The following is a 16,363-nucleotide window of genomic DNA, read 5'->3' as shown; positions in this document are numbered from 1 at the left end:
ATTTGTTTGACGCGATCACTTTGCTGGCTTCACATCCAGCCTCGTCCAATGAGCGGCAAAAGCCCACATATCCGCCGTTTCCTCAATGATCTTGTCCGTGGGCTTGCCCGCTCCATGTCCCGCCCGTGTCTCGATGCGGACAAGGTGCGGCTTGTCACCGATATCCGCCGCCTGGAGTGCGGCGACATATTTGAAGGTGTGTCCCGGCACCACGCGATCGTCCGTGTCGGCAGTGGTGGCGAGGATCGCAGGATAAGCCTTGCCGGACTGGATGTTGTGATAAGGCGAATATTTCAAGAGGTTACGGAAATCCGCTTCCTGTGCCGGAGACCCATATTCGTCTAGCCATAATTTCCCGCCTGTGAACTGGTCGAAGCGGAGCATATCCATGACACCAACCTGGGGTAACGTAGCGGCGAACAGATCCGGTCGTTGATTGACCACTGCACCGATAAGGAGTCCGCCATTCGATCCGCCCTGAATCGCCAAGCCATTTTGGGGCGTGATTCCCTGCGCCTTCAGGTACTCGGCAGCTGCGATGAAATCATCGAAGACGTTCTGCTTCTTCTGACGACGACCCGCTTCGTGCCATGCCTTGCCATATTCGGAGCCGCCGCGAATGTTAGCGATCGCATATACTCCGCCCTGTTCGACCCACCCCAGTGGCGCTGGCAAGAACTCAGGAAGGATGGGGATGCCAAAGCCTCCATAGGCATAGAGTAGGGTCGGTGCGGCTACGGTCACATCCTTGCGCCGGACGATAAACATGGGGATGCGGGTGCCATCCTTCGACTTGTAGAACCTCTGTTCGACTGCGATCCGATTGAGATCGATCGCCACCTTGGGTTTTGCCCACACCTGCGCCTTGTTGCTGGCGACATCGTATCGATAGATTACGCCTGGAGTGTTGAAGCTAGTGAAGATGAAGAAGGTTTCTGAGTCATCCGGGTCGCTCTTAAAACCGCCAGCGGTGCCGATACCCGGCAGCTTCACCATACCATCAGGCTTGCCATCCAGCGTGTAGCGTCGAACCTCCGTCTTCACATCAACCCGCGTGGAGATTAGCAGCCGTCCACTGACCAGCGACGCATTGCCCAGAACCGAATCCTGCTCCGGCACCACATCCGTGATCACCGGATCGGCAGAGGCAATGTCCATCGTTACCACCTTCAAGCGCGGAGCGTCCTGGGTGGTTCTGAGGAAGAATTTCGTCCCCACATTGCCAATGACGCTCCATTGATCGTCAAGATTATCGACCAGCTTGCGGGGTTTCCAGTCGGCGCTCTGGAGATCCACCACAGTCAGTTTGTTGCCGATCGAAGCGGGCGTGGAAACGATCACGATGTAACGCCCGTCTTCGGTGATGCTCAAGTAATGCCCCAGGGTTGGCTGATCTGGAGTTGCATAAACCAGCCGATCCTGTGCTTGGGGCGTGCCGATCGCATGAAAATAGATGGCATGGTTGGCTACGCTTGCTTGCGATTCGGTTCCCTGCTTCGGTTCAGGGAAACGAGCGTAGAAAAAGCCGGAGCCGTCCTTAGCCCATGCGATGGTGGGGCTGAACCTCACCCATTTGACTTCATCGTCGAGTACCTTACCCGTGTTCACGTCCAGTACCCGAATCGTGCGCCAGTCGCTGCCGCTATCCTGCACCGCATAAACCACGCGCTTACCGTCGTCGGATGCTGACCATTCAGCTAGCGCAGTTGCCCCGTCCTTTGCCCAACGGTTGGGATCGATTAGCACGCGCCCTACGCCATCCACGCTGTCCCGGACATAGAGAACTGGTTGGTTCTGAAGTCCAGAATTATAGAGGTAGAAATACCGTCCACCCTGTTTGACCGGAATAGAAAATTGCTCATAGTTGTACAACTGCTTGAGTCGATCCTTGAAGATATCTCTACCTGGCAGCTTATCGAGATAACTGTTGGTGACTTTATTCTGCGATTCGACCCAGGCAGCGACTTCCTTATCGTTGCGAACATCGTTTTCCAGCCAGCGATAGGGGTCGGCGATCGCCTGTCCGAAGTGTTCTTCAACAACATTGACTCGCCTGGTTTGGGGATAATTGGTTGTATGCACTATGGTTGTAGACTCCGAGCAAGCGGAGGCAAAATGGGTGGTAAAGAGTAGCGCGATCGCGAAAAGGGCGGCGCGGCGCATCGATATCTTCATCTTTTGAAATGAGAGTCGAAATCCAAAGAGGTTGAATTTCAGTAATTCTTGTCGTGATTTTGCAGTTTTGAACATGTCATTGATCTACGTAACAAAATAGTTGACCGGAACTATCTGAGTTAAACGATCGCAAGCAGGTAAACAAAATTCATTACATTGTTTTCACCAAATTCTTTCATCACCAGCTCAAGGTTTTGATGACGAAAGCCTTTAATTCGACCATCTGACCGCCGCGAAAGCACCAGACATCGCAGTACGAGTAATGAGCCGCCTTCCCGTCTTCGTCCTTGATTGTCAGGTCGCCAACTGCCGTGACGAAATCACCCTCAGCGATTAAGTTGGCGACGACATTCAAAGGCGGTTCCACATACTCCGTTACCATCCATTGGCGCACGGCTGCTTTTCCTTTCTTTCAGGGTTTTGTCGCCGACAAACATCCATTCCGTGTCGTCGGCGCAGAACGACAAGAATCCTTCATAGTTGCCTTGGGCGATCGCCTTGGCGCAAGGTAGGTAACGTTAAATCAGTGTAGGCAGTGGCGATCAAAATGGGGGAGGTTTGTTGTGGAGGAATGCTGTGTGCGATCTGCGCCTCGCAGCAGCGCTGAGTGCAAAGCACACGCTCCGCGAACGCTATCGCGGGATGAGTGAATGAACCTCCGAGCAATCCTGTGGCGATCGTTAGTCCTCCGAAAATGAGTTGAGGTTTCATGATTGTCCTCCTGATGGAGATCGGTTTTATTTCGCATCAATTTGCGTCGGAGTGATTACTCCACTCGCTTTGAAACCTGCAACGAGGTCTGTCACTTGACGTTGAGCCTATGCGCTCAGTAAGTCTACGAACCCGTGCTATTGATTCAACTTTTTCTACAAGCTTGCTTCATCAAGATACGGTTGTTTTTATACACCTCTAAAGTTCCAGACTGCGGGTTATCCAACGTGCCATCCCATACCCAATATTCATAAATTCCATTCCGAAACTTATACACTCGAACACCTTCTGTTGCTTGGCTAGTTCCTTTACCCAAACTTAAATTACCGTTGGCACTGGTTGCGCGATAAAGCAGTTCACCGTTCGTATAATTCTGCCAAATATTGATGTTGTAACCACTCTGGCATTTTGTACTCAGGATGATGCCAGCAGTAGAATCAGCAGAAGCTCTTAAGGAAAAATTAGCTAACATACTGATTGGCAGAGCCAGGAAGAACGCAAATATTTTCATGAGTGTTGTAAAATTAATGAGTCTGACATTACTCGATTGCTACTACAATGCTGTTTCAAAAACGCCAAGGTGCGATCGCCTTTTGAGCGGGTTCTTTGCGCCATCGCGTGCTAATTCTGCAACTTATTTGTGATCGACGGAACTAAGTGCTTCATTGATTAAAGGTGCAATGATAGCGATATTTTTCACCAACTCATCCGAGAGAGAAAATTGCTGTTTTAAGTAATTAAGATCGTTGTAAATCCAGGGCGATCATTGGTTGTGCCACCATCAGGGAAGAGGCAGATCCTCCCAGAATGGTTTCCCAGCCTGGGCAAGGGCTGTGTCTTAATGAGCGTGCCATTCGATTTAGACACTAATGTTCAGAATTCACTTGCCATGTAATCACAATGATTTCTGCAAATATTAAGACGACTAATAGCCGCGAAAACGCTCCTAAAATGGCTTCCATTGTCCAGTTCTGACTCTGAAGCTCCCAGATCGTCACAATAATGTTCACTCCAATCACCAACCAGGGTAGAATTACTGCTGAATTCCGTCTGCGATAGACGCGGAGCGTCGCCTCCCGCCAAAAAGGGAAGGTACTGAAGAGACAAACAAGGTAGGACGCTCCTGCACTGGCGAACAAGCTTGTTTGAAGACGTGAAGGCAGGTTTGGGTATCCAAGCGCGATCGCCGTCAAACAAACTCCGAGCGCGAGGTACAGGAAAGTAAACAAAGTAAATCGTTTCATTTTTTCTCTTTCCAATAAAGCTTATTCTCTGTACCACACACGCACACATTGAAAGCAATTGATTGCAAGACCCTGACTGATCATCACTGGGTGGAAAGCATTACTGGTCGTCACTCCGTAGACATCATCACTTGTGCCTTCAATCCGATCAGGTAAAACAACAGTTTCAACATTGATCACCTGTATTCTTGTACTTGCGATCCACTGATTTACAGCACTCACAACCTCAGAGAAGGATTCGTAATCGGAAGGTCCGCCGAAGGGCCCCCGTTCCGTAATCCGAGGCGCAAAATCTTTGCACTGAATCATTTGATTTACCACCTTAAAACTGTAGAGTTGAGCATCAATTCAAGTAGTGGGCATCGCCCACCATTTTCAAAACCTTTCTTTTTAAAACCTTTCACAGTAAGGCTTTGTGGGCAGTGATAGCCCTATGAGATCTATTCCAAAACTTAAGCCAACCTTGCCAGTAAACCGCTAAGAACAAAGGCAAAAGCATGAACGCTGATATGAGCTAACATTGCAGCCTCTAGCGAATATTGCCAAAAGAGCCAGCCAAATGCGATTCCTGCAATTCCATTCAGTAACAACGCCCGAATAATCACAACTGGAGTGAGGGGAACGATCGCAGCAGTCGCTGGCAGGTGTAGTAGTCCAAATACCAAAGCGGCTAGAACGATCGCACCCTGGTAAATCCCTTGACTTGGCAATGTAACGCCTTGTTTTAGCCCTTTCCACGCGAGCCAAACAAGCAGCGACATTAGACCCCAGCGCATCAAAATTTCCTCAGTGATGCCGCCATAGAACATTGCTGTGAGCAAATTCAACCAACTTGGCGCTGTATTATTGGCTGCCTGCAACGCTTGAGGTAAGACAGGTTGCATCAACCGATCGAGCAACAAGAGAACGATCGCCGTCGCTGCACCCACACCCAAGCTCCACTTCATCTCAACGGCAAAAGATGGAGACTTAGCGGTGTGAAACACCCAGTGATCAATCAAATGAGAGCTTAATCCAACACGATAGGCACAACCAATTCCGATTAGAATGCTGATTGCCAGTATAATTGAATACTGTAGTCCTTGCAGAAGCATTAAAATCCACAATGGAGGCACTTTTTCCAGTGTTTCTGGAGACAGTTTCGCTAACTGTTGCTCGACTAAGGGAATAGACGTGATCGTGAACATGACAATTCCCACACTGCCCAACCCAAATAAAATCCCGAATTGTTTCAGAATTACCATTGGTTTAACCTCCAGTGGATCGCCGTCTCCCGCCAAAATGGGAAGGTACTGAGAATACAAGCGATGTAGGACGCTCCTGCATTGATGAATAGGCTGGTTTGAAGACCCGAAGGCAGATTTGGGTATCCAAGCGCGATCGCCGTCAGGCAAACTCCCAGCGCGAGGTACAGGAAAGTAAACAAGGTAAATCGTTTCATTATTTCTTCTCCGGTGAATTTCACCACAAAATCAAATAACCGAGGATGCGGTGGGGGACTTCCCTGCCTTGTGTGGGTGGTTAGAAGACACTTCAGACATAGTGATGAAGTCCTTTGATACATTTGCTGATAGTTTTACAAACTGACGAGATCACCGACGACCCTGCTGATGGCTTCGGGAAACGGATAAGCACGAGTTGCGAGAGTTCGTAAAAAGTCGCGTTGCTAGTTGCTTTTGCTATTGTTTTCAGGGTTCAACGGGATCACCGACGGCTCCACCAGTGGCTACGCGCACGGCGTGAGCCATGTGCTTGATCGGGTTGCCGATAGAGGCGCGATCAACTCCCGCCATAAGGGCGGCACTGACATCTTCACTAATGACACGCAAGACTGCGGTGGCAGTCGCCGCGTGCAGGCGCACCTCGATATCGTCAGCCGGGCGGCGCAGGCGATCCGCGATGATAAGAGCCATCTCGCGCTCTATTCGATCGTGGGTCATTAGCCAAGCCGCGCGCAGATCCGGCTCTTTTTCAGCTAGCACGGTCATCTTGATCACGGCATCGTCGTAGGACTGCTGTTCGGGATTCTTGGGGCGATTCGTCGCCCACTCGACGAGGTGATCTTCGAGGGAAACCTTCCGAGGCCAGCAGCGCAACACAGCCAAACACTCCTCAACATCCTGCGCCAAGACAGGTTCAGCACAGCTCTCCTTGTTACGGAAGTACCGCCAGAGGGTACGCACCGAGATTCCCACCGCGTTGGCGATTTGCTCACCACTCGTGGCAGCGACACCCTGTTCCCAAAACAAACGCGCTGCCTCCCGCGAAATCTCCAGACGTATCCGCTGATGCCTCTGCTCACTCATCCCCCTTGGTCTGCGATCGTTGGTCGTGTCGCTGTCACCATCACTCCTCATAGCTTTCTTTCCGTTCCATACTTGTCATTAAATGACAAATTGACATTTAATGACATCATTCGTAAGAGGTAGTTTTGTCGCCTGTGCGATCGCCTCTAACGTTGCCGCATACATTGCCTCCAACCTAATCACCCCATCCACGCCACCCAATCGGGAGCAGCCGCAGTCAACTCCTCAAACATTTCCGGCTGTGCCTCATCAATTGCCATCATCACCCCCCAACGCTCATCACTGCTGAGGGTAGAAAGGAGCTGTTTGACCGCTTCCACCCCAAGCTCTACCCGCTCCATTACGAACGTTGCATAATATTTGACCAGCCCCCACCAGGAATCACATGGGTTTTCCTGTCCGTCCATACCCCTGCAATTATTATTGCCAATTACATTAGCAGGGGGGTTGGACGGGGCATTAATACTATACATAGTCTGCATTCTAGCCACGTAAGCCGCCTAATGTTCCCGTTCCTCCTGTCGCCGCCTTTCCCTGTCCTCACGTTGCCGTTGCCGATACTCCAGCACCTGTTGTGCAAACGCAACATCCTCAGCATTGAGCCGATAGTACCTCACCCGCTTACTATCTTCTAAAGGCCGCCGCGAGTTCATCTACAAAGCAAGTTGTGAAAGATACTGACTCAAAATCCACACAGGGGACTCATCAAGTGGGATTGCTATATAGGTTTTCTATTCTCTGATAGTTTCCACCCTGAAACATCATACTCAACTGAGCGAGTATTTTTCTTGAATTTTGGATACCCTTTCTTGCCTAAAATCTGCTTTTTACAATTGTCGTAAAAACGGTTAACCGCTTTTAAAACTCGCTCAACAGCAGTTTGGCAGGCATGAGAGTTTAGTTCTTCTACAAACTTAAACTCTTTTCTTAGTAGAGTGTTGTATATAAACATTTCTGTCTTACCAACACCACGATTATCCATCCAGTAACGAAGTACCTTGTTTCGGGCAAACTGAGATGTCCTAATAGCTTCATTAGTGGGGGATATTTGTTGTGGTTTTGGTCTGATTTTGTACTCTCCTATTTAGATTTTACATTTTATTAAATAAAACTTAAACTTATCCTTTTATATTCAGCGAGTATTTCCAAGAACATTCGTAGAACTTTAATTAGAGGTAAATATGAAATTACTTTCTGGATTAATGCTGGTTGCAACTAGTCTAGCTCTGATCGGTACTGCTGTAAATCAGCAATCAGCAAATGCTGCCATCATCCAATATACTTTCAAGATTGAAAATGATGTATTTGGTGGACAAGGCGTTTTTAGCTTTGATGACTCAACTTTGAATAATGACCCTATTTCCATAGCACCAGTTCAGTTTCTAAAATTCAATTTTAATAATACTCCTGATACTGTTTACACTGAACTAGATGATTTAGATTACCCACTATTAGGGCCAGTTGTATTTCCAACTGTAGCAGGGAAATCTACTTTTGGATTGTCATATCTTTTTCAGGATAAAATTAACCCGGCAATCACTTATGAAATTTCTGGATATGATTTTACTATAGGTAATGAGACTTTCAGTGGATCAGTTTCTTACAGTCCCATTCCTGAACCTGTAAGCTTAATTGGTACTGTAACTGTTTGTAGTATTGGCTGGCTCACATCACGAAAAGTTAGATTAGCAAAAAAAGCTGCCTGAAATCTAAAATTAACTGTCGATTAACGCAAATGGGAAAGATTTTAGATTTTTGTTAATGCACAGGTTTAGCCTTTATAACCTACTAGTAAGGTGGGCATTGCCCACCTTACTAGTGATACCTACTCAATCAGATTAAGCAACAGATGTAAATCATATAACTTGGATATTTTCTGAGTTGCTTAATAAGCAAATCTTGCAATTGTATAACTATGACTTTGCTTGATTTGCTAGTAGTTGTGCGCGATTTTGGCGGAGGTCTGCGTGACTGCGTTCTGTGGGATACGGCACATTATCGCCTTTGATTCCAGACCAAATCACCCGGTTAAATGCGTCTGCATCAACTTTGTCTTCTACTTCAAAGTAGAAGTCTTTGGTGGCTTGCATCCACCATTGCTTGTCATGCAAGGATGGCATAGCAATTGTTTTTTGCACATTGGGATCTTTGCAAGCTGGAACGAGGTCGGGATTTACAGGTGCAGTACATAAGTTACCAGGGACAACTGCGGTATAAGGTGTAAAGTCAGGCTCTCTGGTAAAAGCATCGGACATAGGCTTGGCATTGGCATCGTTCATACCTAAGTAGCCGATTCCCAATAAATCTTCCATTGTCCGTATTATGCTAACAGTGTTGTAGTTAGTGCTGATTAAAACCTTGCGCTTTGTGTATGGAGAAATAATGTAAGCTATTGAGCGATGACTATCTACGTGGTCGGGGCCATTTTGGCAATCATCTTCTAAAATAACGATCGCAGTCTCTTTCCATGCAGGTGACTTGGATATCTTCTCTACCAATAAGCCAACAGCATAATCGTTATCAGCCATTTGCAAGGGTACAGTATTTAACCCGGCGACAGCATTATTAAAATCACCAAAGTGGTCGTGAGGTAGACGTACCATTGTCAAGTTAGGCAAGGTATTATTAGCTAGATATTTATCAATATCACGAGCGAACTCGTTGTAGAGATAAATATCGGCATTTTTCATGTCATAACCCCGGAAATAATTGTCTGTTTTATTTAACAGTACAGTTTTTGCCGCTACAGCTTGCTGGATGTTATCAGCCGCAGGAGTGGGAGAGATAGGGACGTAAAGGGGGTCACTGGGGTCGGGTTTTGTCGGGTCGGCTTGGTTCGTACCATAGAAGCCGTCAACGTAGAAACCATAGTTACGGACAGTCTTTCCAGCACGTAATGCTGCATCCCAAAGATAGCCACCAACAGCGTTTGGTGATATTTCACCATCGCCAATAGGAGCGTTGACATCCTTAGTTCCTGGCAAAATCGATGAACGACCGGAAGGATCTAAAACTCCTGTCACCCGTGTATTGAATTGGGAAGTGGAGTTAGTTTGTGGCAGGGCAATATTGATATTACGGTTCAGACCTTCATAGTCGTAAGTCAGACCGTTAAACCCAGCATTGCCATAGAGTACAGACTGAGTTTTTTCTGTGTAATCAGTAGTCCGTCCGTAAGTAGACCAGTTCCAACCCACACCGCTAGACTCACCAGAATCGTAGAAGTTATCGAAGGTGACAAAATCTAGAGCCAGTTTGTGATGATTGGGAGAGATGGGTTCTGGTAATAAAGTTAATGCAGGGTCGCCGTTACCAATGGGTAAATCACCGAGAACTTGGTCATAGGTACGGTTCTCTTTCAACACATAAATAACGTTCTTAATCTTCCCTTGCAAAAACCTCATTGTCCGGTCGGGACGGCGATTATCAAAACCGTTGTTTTTGTCTACCTGACGAGAAAGTGCAGCTAAACTACCAGCGCTAGGAACCGGAATCACTGCAATACCAGCTTTTTCTAAAGCCCAGTTATACTCATTTCTAAAGGTAGTGTTACGGGCTATTCCTGCGGGTGTGGTGCGGCTGTTAGAAGGGTTGGGGCCGGAGTTGCTCTTGGCGTTAACAACAAATAATTTGCGACCATCTTGGCTGACACTAACAGAATTAGGATACCAGCCAGTAGGAATGCGACCACTTACACGACCGGAACGTAAATCTACGACAGCGACAGCATTTTCACCAGCTAAGGTAACGTAAAGCGTACGTTCGTCTGGGCTAAGAGCTAGGGAGTTGGGACTTGAGCCTACATATTTATCATTGGGTCGAGACAAAGATATAGTCCCAATCACTCTGTTGCTATTGGTATCAATGACGGAAATTGTGTCACTATTCCCATTAGCTACATATAGTTTATTTTGGTCAGCAGAAAGTAAGATTTTGTTGGGTTGGCTACCTACAGGTATGCGGGTAATAACTCTAGAAGCAACGTCAACAGCTACTACTTCATCATCGCGCTGACTGCTGACAAATACTTTAGCTGCTGCACCGTTAGTTGTACTCTTAAGCGCAACATCAAAGGGAAATTCACCAGTTGGTACTTGATCACCTGGTTTAAAGAATTTAATTTCTTCAGTTACCTGACGATTAGCAGTATTTACTAGGGAAATGGAGTCATTCTCAAAATTAGCAGCGACCAGAGTACTACCATCTGGGCTAACAGCAAGACCCGCAACAACTGCACCTGTGGTTACCCGATTGGCAGGTGTATTCTTTAACAGACCACCATCGTAGCTGGGAAAGGGATCGGTTTGGTTAGAGTTGTGACCTAAAAGAATAAATGGCGCATTCGCAATGTATTGATTACCGTTGGCGGCGTAAACATAAACGCGGTCATCAATACCACCAGATACGTAAAAACGTGAGCCATCTTTTGCCCACGCCAAACCATTGTAGGTATTAGGAATATTAATTTGTTGGCGCTTAACTAATTTGCCACTGCTGACATCAAAAACGAATACCCATTCAGCTTTGCGAGTGGTTGTAGCTGTGGGTTGTCCGGTTACTGGGTCTAATACTGGATAGGTGAGATTTGCACCAGTGTTTTGATTGCGAAAGTTTTGGTTGTAGCCACTAGTTAGCACCAACAAAGTTTTACCATCAGGACTAAGGGCTGTGGTGACAGCTTCCGCCGCATCCGCGTTATTATCGCTACGTAAACCGGTAGCTAGACGGTCAAATGTAGAGCCAGGGGCGGCTGCGGGTGTAATTACTTGTCCGGTGGGGAGTAATGCGCCACCTTCAGGGAGGTCGCCCACACGGCTAGTAGCAAGCTGGGCTGTGACTATCTGCACACTGCTGACTACTATCGCCACTGCAACCAGCAGGCTGAGTAGGAAATATCGCTTACGCTTGAAATTGAACATTTGCTGTTCTCAAATATTAAATTTGTTGCTGACGCAGCCAATATTCCTATTTTTTAGTTAAGAGCAGGGTAAGAGCAGGTTACTTAAAGAGTACTGCTTATTGACAAATTATTAACGATTTTGTATCTAATTAACCGATCGCTTCTTCTGGTTTTTGTAAACTAACTCGCCAGCGCCAAATTGTGGAAGCGATCGCCATTCCTACACCCCAAGCTAAAGGTAGCCAAATAATCGCCAACTCATCACCAGGCCACTCTACATTTAATCCTGCACCCAGCCAGTAAAGACCAAATCCCATTAACAGCATTGCAGCCGTAAACTTCATGGGTTTGACAGGTACTTGTTGGAGTGGTGTTCTAAATAAAAAAGCCAATACCAATAAACTAAATGTGGCAAAACCCGCCCCGCTTATCGCTTCTAACCATTGACTTTGAGCAGCACCCAAAGTTACAACTGCGATCGCCACTTCTACACTATCCAACAACGCGCCTTTAAAGGTCGTGATCACAGCAAACCAGTTCCAGCCGGATTCATTCTCATCTCTAGCTAGTTGTTCTTCTAGGCTATCTTCCCCACCGCCTTTACGCTTCTTAGGAAGACCAGCATAATATCTCACTATAGAGCGCGTCCACTTTTGACCAAAAAGCAACAGTAAAACTCCCGCCACAATTCGGAGAATATCTACAGGAATTAGAGTTAAACTTTTTCCTAAAACCAGGGATAGCAGTAAAGTCAAAGCAATACCACCGCCTGAACCAACCAAAGCATTACGCCAACCTGCTAACCTACCAACAACGATGACTATACCGAGAATTTCAACTAATTCTATTAAAGAGCTTGCAAAACTTGCGAGAACAATTTCCCAATTCATAATATTTTTGTTGACTATTGACTATTGACCGTTGACTATTGACTATTGACTTTCAAACACCTTTAAGTTTGCTGTTTCTTTTAGAGATACATTGACTTGTGTACCGATGGGTAAAGCAATGCTCGCGGGTGTTATAGCATATAGCTTTTTGCCGGAGGGGGTATATAAGCTATATCGGTATTCATGTCCTAAAAAGAAACGTGTGGCAATTTTCATTGCACCATCACTTGCTGGTTGCAAAATGATGTCTTCTTCGCGGATCATTAAATCTCCTTTGTGTTGAGAAATTTCTGTTTTCAGGGCAAAACAGCCAATTTCTGTTACCCAGTAATTTCTTTGCAACTGTGCTGGTAAAAAGTTGGCTTGGGTGACAAATTCAGCGACGAAGCGGGAGGCTGGCTGAGTATAAATCGTTTCTGGCGTGCCTATTTGTTCTAATTTACCATTGTGCATCACTGCTACTTGGTCAGCGATCGCTAGGGCTTCTTGTTGGTCGTGGGTGACAAAAATAGCCGATATCCCTTGTTGTTTGAGAATGGCTAATACTTCCTCTCGCAATTTCAATCGTACTTGTAAATCTAGATTGCTGAGGGGTTCATCTAATAATAGAATCTGCGGTTGGGGAGCTAAAGCTCTAGCCAAGGCTACCCGTTGTTGTTGTCCACCAGATAATTCATGAGGATAGCGGTTTTCTAGTGTTGGGAGTCTGACTAATGATAATAACTCGGCAACTCTTTGACGGCGTTCGCTTTTTTGCATCCGCCGCAAACCAAAACCGATATTTTCAGCCACGGTTAAATGGGGAAACAAAGCATAATCTTGAAACAGCATCCCTACATGGCGTTGTTCTGGCGGTATCAAGCAACCATTTCCCGTTACTAACTCTCCCGCAATTTCTACAGTCCCCGTCTGTGGTAATTCAAATCCAGCAATAATCCGTAAAAGTGTAGTTTTTCCACATCCCGAAGGCCCCAATAACCCTAATACATCCCCTGCGACTAATCCCAAACTCACCCCATCCACAGCCAAAGCATTCTTGTAGGCAAGGGTAACATTCTGCAACTTTAATATTATTGGGAGTTGAGTATAGGGAACTGAGGTTTGGGGACTAGGAACAGGGATTTTCATATTTGATTGTGGGTTTTTCTTGTGAAATGTTATCTAAGTAATAGGGAGAATGGATTGGAAGCATAACGAAATGGGCAAATGATGATGGGAATGCGAAAATTCCTGCTCAAAACGAGAAACTTCAGGTTATGAGTGAGAACGTTGCACTTCTGACGCTAAAAAATCCTAATTCTCAATACCCAATTCCTAATCCACCTCCCTTTGTAAACTACGCCTCACCTCTGGAATGAGTTGTTGATAGCGGTTTTGGGATAAAATCAAAAACGTAGAACTAATAGAGATGGCTAACATGATGAATGCAGCCACAGATGCTTGGCTGTAGGAGACGTTTTCTGTTGCTTTCCAGATTTCAATGGCTAGAGTATTAAAGCCAATGGGCGCTAATATCAAAGTCACAGGTAATTCTTTGATGGCTTTAAGAAATACTAATGCTGTTCCTACTAAAATTCCTGGTGTAACTAGTGGTAAAGTAATTTCTCGGAAAGTTTGCCCTGGTTTTCTGCCTAAAGAGCGTGCTGATTCTTCTAATTGGGGATTTACTTGTAATAGTGAACTCCGCACAGTTCCCACAGATTGAGACAGGAATAATACCAAGTAAGCAAACACCAGCATAGGCAAAGTTTGATATAACCAGGGAAGGTAATTTGCTCCCCAAAATACCAGGGAAAAGGCAACTACAATTCCAGGTAAGCCAAAACCGATGTAACTACAGCGTTCAATAGCTGTAGTGATGCGGTTAGGAAAGCGTACAGATAAGATGGCAACGGGAATAGCACAGCAAGTAGAGGCGATCGCCGCCAGTCCAGCAGCTATAATTGAGTTGCTAGCTAGTGGTATAAGTTGTGACCAAACAAAAATTTGCTCTGCTTCTGGACTGGTTAAACCTTCCACAAGCCAGAACAGGGTGACAGCAACAGGTAGCAATAAACCCAAGCTAGTGATCCCCAAACAAAACAAAATTGCGGGAATTTTCCATATCCCCAGAGCGATCAAAGGTGCTGGAGAGTAGGATTTATGACCACGACTATAATATGTAGCGCGCGATCGCGTTTGATATTCCAGCCACAACAACAGCAACACTAAACCCACCAGCATTAGCGCCAATGTCGCCGCTTGATAGCGGTCAAATGTATATCTGTATTGCAAAAAAATTGCCCGTGTAAAGGTATCAAACCGCATAATGGAAGTTGTACCAAAATCCTGTAAGGCATTGAGAGCTACTAACAATCCACCAGCCACAATAGCTGGACGTAATGCAGGTAAAGTCATCCGCCAAAAAGTTTGCCTTTGATTCCACCCCAAGCTCCTAGCTGCTTCTTCTAGGGCTGGATCGATACCTTGCAAGCCAGCATGGACATTCAACAGTAAATAAGGATAGGTAAACAAGGTCAATCCTAAAATTGCCCCAGTCCAGCCATAGATTTCTGGTAAAGCTTCCACTCCCAGAGGTTCTAGCCACAGTTGCAACCAGCTACCTTTGGGGCCAAAAGCCGCAATCAGAGCAAAACTACCGACATAATCAGGTATGGCTAAGGGTAGTGTAGTCGCAATTAGCCAGAATCTGCGCCCAGGTAAATCTGTTCGCAGTGTGAGAAATGCTAACGGAACTGCGATCGCCGTTGCCAATATGGTACTAGCTATAGCCACACCAACACTATTAAACAAAATTTCCACTATGCGTGGTCGGAAAATCAAAGCCAATAACTGCTCCCCACCCAAAGCAGACATCCGCATAACTAAATAAGTCAACGGTAGTGTAATCGCCACAGATATCGATCCGGCTGTAACTATTAAAAATAATGGTGGCTGGGATTTAGTCATTGGTCATTAGTCAACAGTCAACCTTTTTAAATCAACCCTGCTTCTTGAATTAAAGACATGGTTGCTTTGAGATCCGATAGTTTACCTAAATCAAGTTTGGGGGGTTGCAATTGTTTGAGGGGAAGTTGCTTTTGTGCTACTGGAATACCCGTTACTAGGGGATATTCGTAAAAATTTTCGGTGATGAACTTTTGGGTTTCTGGTTTGAGCATATAAGCCACAAACTTTTCTGCATCACTTTGTTGGTCGGTTGTTTTCAGGACTGCTAAACCTGCAACGTTAATTAAAGAGCCTGCATCGCCTTTGGTATGGTGGATAGCAACTGGAAATTTAGGATCTTTTTTAGTAAACCGATACAGATAATAATTATTTACTAATCCCAAAGCAATTTCTCCCCTTCCTAGAGCTTCCACGATCGCGCTATTTTTGGGATAGGCTTTAGCACCGTTGGCTTTCATGGCTTTTAACCAGGCTAGGGTTTTTTGATCACCCTCCATCAATCGCATCGCTGTGACAAAGGAGAGAAAAGAGCCGTTGGTAGGGGCCCAGCCAACTTTACCGCGCCATTTGCGATCGCTCAATTGCATGACACTTTTGGGGAGTTCGTTGGTTTTGACAAGCTTGGTATTGTAGTCTATCACCCGCGCTCTACCGGAAATACCTACCCATTCTCCAGCAGGGGAACGAAAGCGCGAGTCAACTTTGTTGAGTAGTTGGCTAGGAAGTTTTACAGCCTTTCCTTCTCTGCCTATAGCGCCTAAAGAACCAGCATCCTGAGCATAAAAAACGTCAGCGCGGCTATTTTTACCTTCTTCAATGAGTGCGATCGCTAATTCTGTAGAATCGCCGTAACGTACTTCAATGTTTAATCCCAAATCTTTCTTTGCTCTCTCTATCAAGGGACGCATGATTTCTTCGTCCCGTCCTGAATAAACTGTTAGTGTTTTTGGAGTAGCTGCTACCGCAATTCCCACTCCTAAGCCTAAAACTATAGCAGTAATAGCACTAGAGATTTGCCGCACTTGATGTGAAACCATTAATTAACCTCGGATTCCAGATTCAGAATTACAGGTCAATTCATATGACCAAGTTCTGTCAGTATTAACAATCTGTAAAGGATTAACGGTTGATTTTGCTAAGAACAGGTTACACCAATGTAATATATAAGTTAAATTTAGAACACTCGAA

Annotated in this window: 19 protein-coding genes; 4 read left to right on the top strand and 15 right to left on the bottom strand. The window is 45.9% G+C overall.

What is annotated here, in order from left to right:
* Window positions 1–15 precede the first annotated feature (15 nt).
* A complete protein-coding gene (locus H6G14_RS15175) occupies window positions 16–2,250 on the bottom strand; it encodes a prolyl oligopeptidase family serine peptidase (RefSeq protein WP_199326173.1) in 2,235 nt (744 codons plus the stop codon).
* Between the two features lie 103 nt (window positions 2,251–2,353).
* Window positions 2,354–2,557 (bottom strand): nuclear transport factor 2-like protein, encoded by a 204-nt coding sequence (locus H6G14_RS15170; protein ID WP_242053445.1) that lies wholly within the window; start codon window positions 2,555–2,557, stop codon window positions 2,354–2,356.
* Between H6G14_RS15170 and H6G14_RS33615 the strand changes: the two genes are divergently transcribed.
* Entirely contained in the window at window positions 2,487–2,687 is a 201-nt protein-coding gene (locus tag H6G14_RS33615) for a hypothetical protein (protein ID WP_242053446.1), read from the top strand. The genes H6G14_RS15170 and H6G14_RS33615 overlap by 71 nt on opposite strands.
* Here H6G14_RS33615 and H6G14_RS15165 read toward each other — a convergent pair.
* From H6G14_RS15165 to H6G14_RS15150, 4 genes are all read right to left on the bottom strand, one after another.
* The gene (locus tag H6G14_RS15165; protein ID WP_199326172.1) at window positions 2,650–2,886 is read right to left on the bottom strand and encodes a hypothetical protein; all 237 of its coding nucleotides are present in this window, start codon (window positions 2,884–2,886) and stop codon (window positions 2,650–2,652) included. The genes H6G14_RS33615 and H6G14_RS15165 overlap by 38 nt on opposite strands.
* Window positions 2,887–3,031: 145 nt before the next feature.
* Window positions 3,032–3,397, bottom strand: coding sequence for a hypothetical protein (locus H6G14_RS15160; RefSeq protein WP_190568192.1), 366 nt, complete (start codon window positions 3,395–3,397; stop codon window positions 3,032–3,034).
* A 754-nt stretch (window positions 3,398–4,151) separates the two neighbouring features.
* Window positions 4,152–4,439, bottom strand: coding sequence for a hypothetical protein (locus H6G14_RS15155; RefSeq protein WP_190568191.1), 288 nt, complete (start codon window positions 4,437–4,439; stop codon window positions 4,152–4,154).
* Window positions 4,440–4,582: 143 nt separating this feature from the next.
* On the bottom strand, window positions 4,583–5,374 hold the full coding sequence (locus H6G14_RS15150) for a CPBP family intramembrane glutamic endopeptidase (RefSeq protein ID WP_190568190.1): 792 nt from the start codon (window positions 5,372–5,374) through the stop codon (window positions 4,583–4,585).
* A gap of 98 nt (window positions 5,375–5,472) precedes the next feature.
* Between H6G14_RS15150 and H6G14_RS15145 the strand changes: the two genes are divergently transcribed.
* Entirely contained in the window at window positions 5,473–5,610 is a 138-nt protein-coding gene (locus H6G14_RS15145) for a hypothetical protein (protein WP_190568189.1), read from the top strand.
* Window positions 5,611–5,818: 208 nt separating this feature from the next.
* On the opposite strand, the gene H6G14_RS15140 is transcribed toward H6G14_RS15145, so the two are convergent.
* The gene (locus H6G14_RS15140) at window positions 5,819–6,379 is read right to left on the bottom strand and encodes a TetR/AcrR family transcriptional regulator (RefSeq protein ID WP_242053443.1); all 561 of its coding nucleotides are present in this window, start codon (window positions 6,377–6,379) and stop codon (window positions 5,819–5,821) included.
* Window positions 6,380–6,418: 39 nt separating this feature from the next.
* Here H6G14_RS15140 and H6G14_RS15135 point away from each other — a divergent pair, with 39 nt between their 5' ends.
* On the top strand, window positions 6,419–6,559 hold the full coding sequence (locus H6G14_RS15135; protein WP_190568238.1) for a hypothetical protein: 141 nt from the start codon (window positions 6,419–6,421) through the stop codon (window positions 6,557–6,559).
* Window positions 6,560–6,615: 56 nt separating this feature from the next.
* Here the strand turns inward: H6G14_RS15135 and H6G14_RS15130 are convergent, their stop codons facing one another.
* The 3 genes from H6G14_RS15130 to H6G14_RS15120 all read right to left on the bottom strand — a co-directional run bounded on the left by H6G14_RS15130 (window position 6,616) and on the right by H6G14_RS15120 (window position 7,418).
* On the bottom strand, window positions 6,616–6,918 hold the full coding sequence (locus H6G14_RS15130; RefSeq protein ID WP_242053442.1) for a hypothetical protein: 303 nt from the start codon (window positions 6,916–6,918) through the stop codon (window positions 6,616–6,618).
* 18 nt (window positions 6,919–6,936) lie between these two features.
* Window positions 6,937–7,089, bottom strand: a complete 153-nt coding sequence (locus H6G14_RS15125) for a hypothetical protein (RefSeq protein WP_190568187.1) — start codon at window positions 7,087–7,089, stop codon at window positions 6,937–6,939.
* Between the two features lie 65 nt (window positions 7,090–7,154).
* Window positions 7,155–7,418: a hypothetical protein gene (locus tag H6G14_RS15120; RefSeq protein WP_242053441.1), complete on the bottom strand. Its 264-nt coding sequence runs from the start codon at window positions 7,416–7,418 to the stop codon at window positions 7,155–7,157.
* A gap of 199 nt (window positions 7,419–7,617) precedes the next feature.
* On the opposite strand from H6G14_RS15120, the gene H6G14_RS15115 reads away from it, so the two are divergent.
* The gene (locus H6G14_RS15115) at window positions 7,618–8,142 is read left to right on the top strand and encodes a PEP-CTERM sorting domain-containing protein (RefSeq protein ID WP_190568186.1); all 525 of its coding nucleotides are present in this window, start codon (window positions 7,618–7,620) and stop codon (window positions 8,140–8,142) included.
* Window positions 8,143–8,349: 207 nt separating this feature from the next.
* Here the strand turns inward: H6G14_RS15115 and H6G14_RS15110 are convergent, their stop codons facing one another.
* From H6G14_RS15110 to H6G14_RS15090, 5 genes are all read right to left on the bottom strand, one after another.
* Window positions 8,350–11,355, bottom strand: coding sequence for a bifunctional YncE family protein/alkaline phosphatase family protein (locus tag H6G14_RS15110; protein WP_190568185.1), 3,006 nt, complete (start codon window positions 11,353–11,355; stop codon window positions 8,350–8,352).
* Window positions 11,356–11,485: 130 nt separating this feature from the next.
* Entirely contained in the window at window positions 11,486–12,226 is a 741-nt protein-coding gene (locus tag H6G14_RS15105) for a COG4280 domain-containing protein (RefSeq protein ID WP_190568184.1), read from the bottom strand.
* A 42-nt stretch (window positions 12,227–12,268) separates the two neighbouring features.
* Complete coding sequence (locus H6G14_RS15100) at window positions 12,269–13,354, bottom strand: ABC transporter ATP-binding protein (RefSeq protein ID WP_190568183.1); 1,086 nt, start codon at window positions 13,352–13,354, stop codon at window positions 12,269–12,271.
* A gap of 186 nt (window positions 13,355–13,540) precedes the next feature.
* A complete protein-coding gene (locus H6G14_RS15095) occupies window positions 13,541–15,175 on the bottom strand; it encodes an ABC transporter permease (protein WP_190568182.1) in 1,635 nt (544 codons plus the stop codon).
* A gap of 26 nt (window positions 15,176–15,201) precedes the next feature.
* On the bottom strand, window positions 15,202–16,212 hold the full coding sequence (locus tag H6G14_RS15090) for an iron ABC transporter substrate-binding protein (protein WP_190568181.1): 1,011 nt from the start codon (window positions 16,210–16,212) through the stop codon (window positions 15,202–15,204).
* Window positions 16,213–16,363: the final 151 nt, after the last annotated feature.

It is taken from the genome of Nostoc parmelioides FACHB-3921 (assembly GCF_014696625.1).
GTDB lineage: Bacteria > Cyanobacteriota > Cyanobacteriia > Cyanobacteriales > Nostocaceae > Trichormus > Trichormus parmelioides.
The sequence above is the reverse complement of the archived record's forward strand: the minus strand, read 5'-3'. Positions and strand labels throughout refer to the sequence as shown.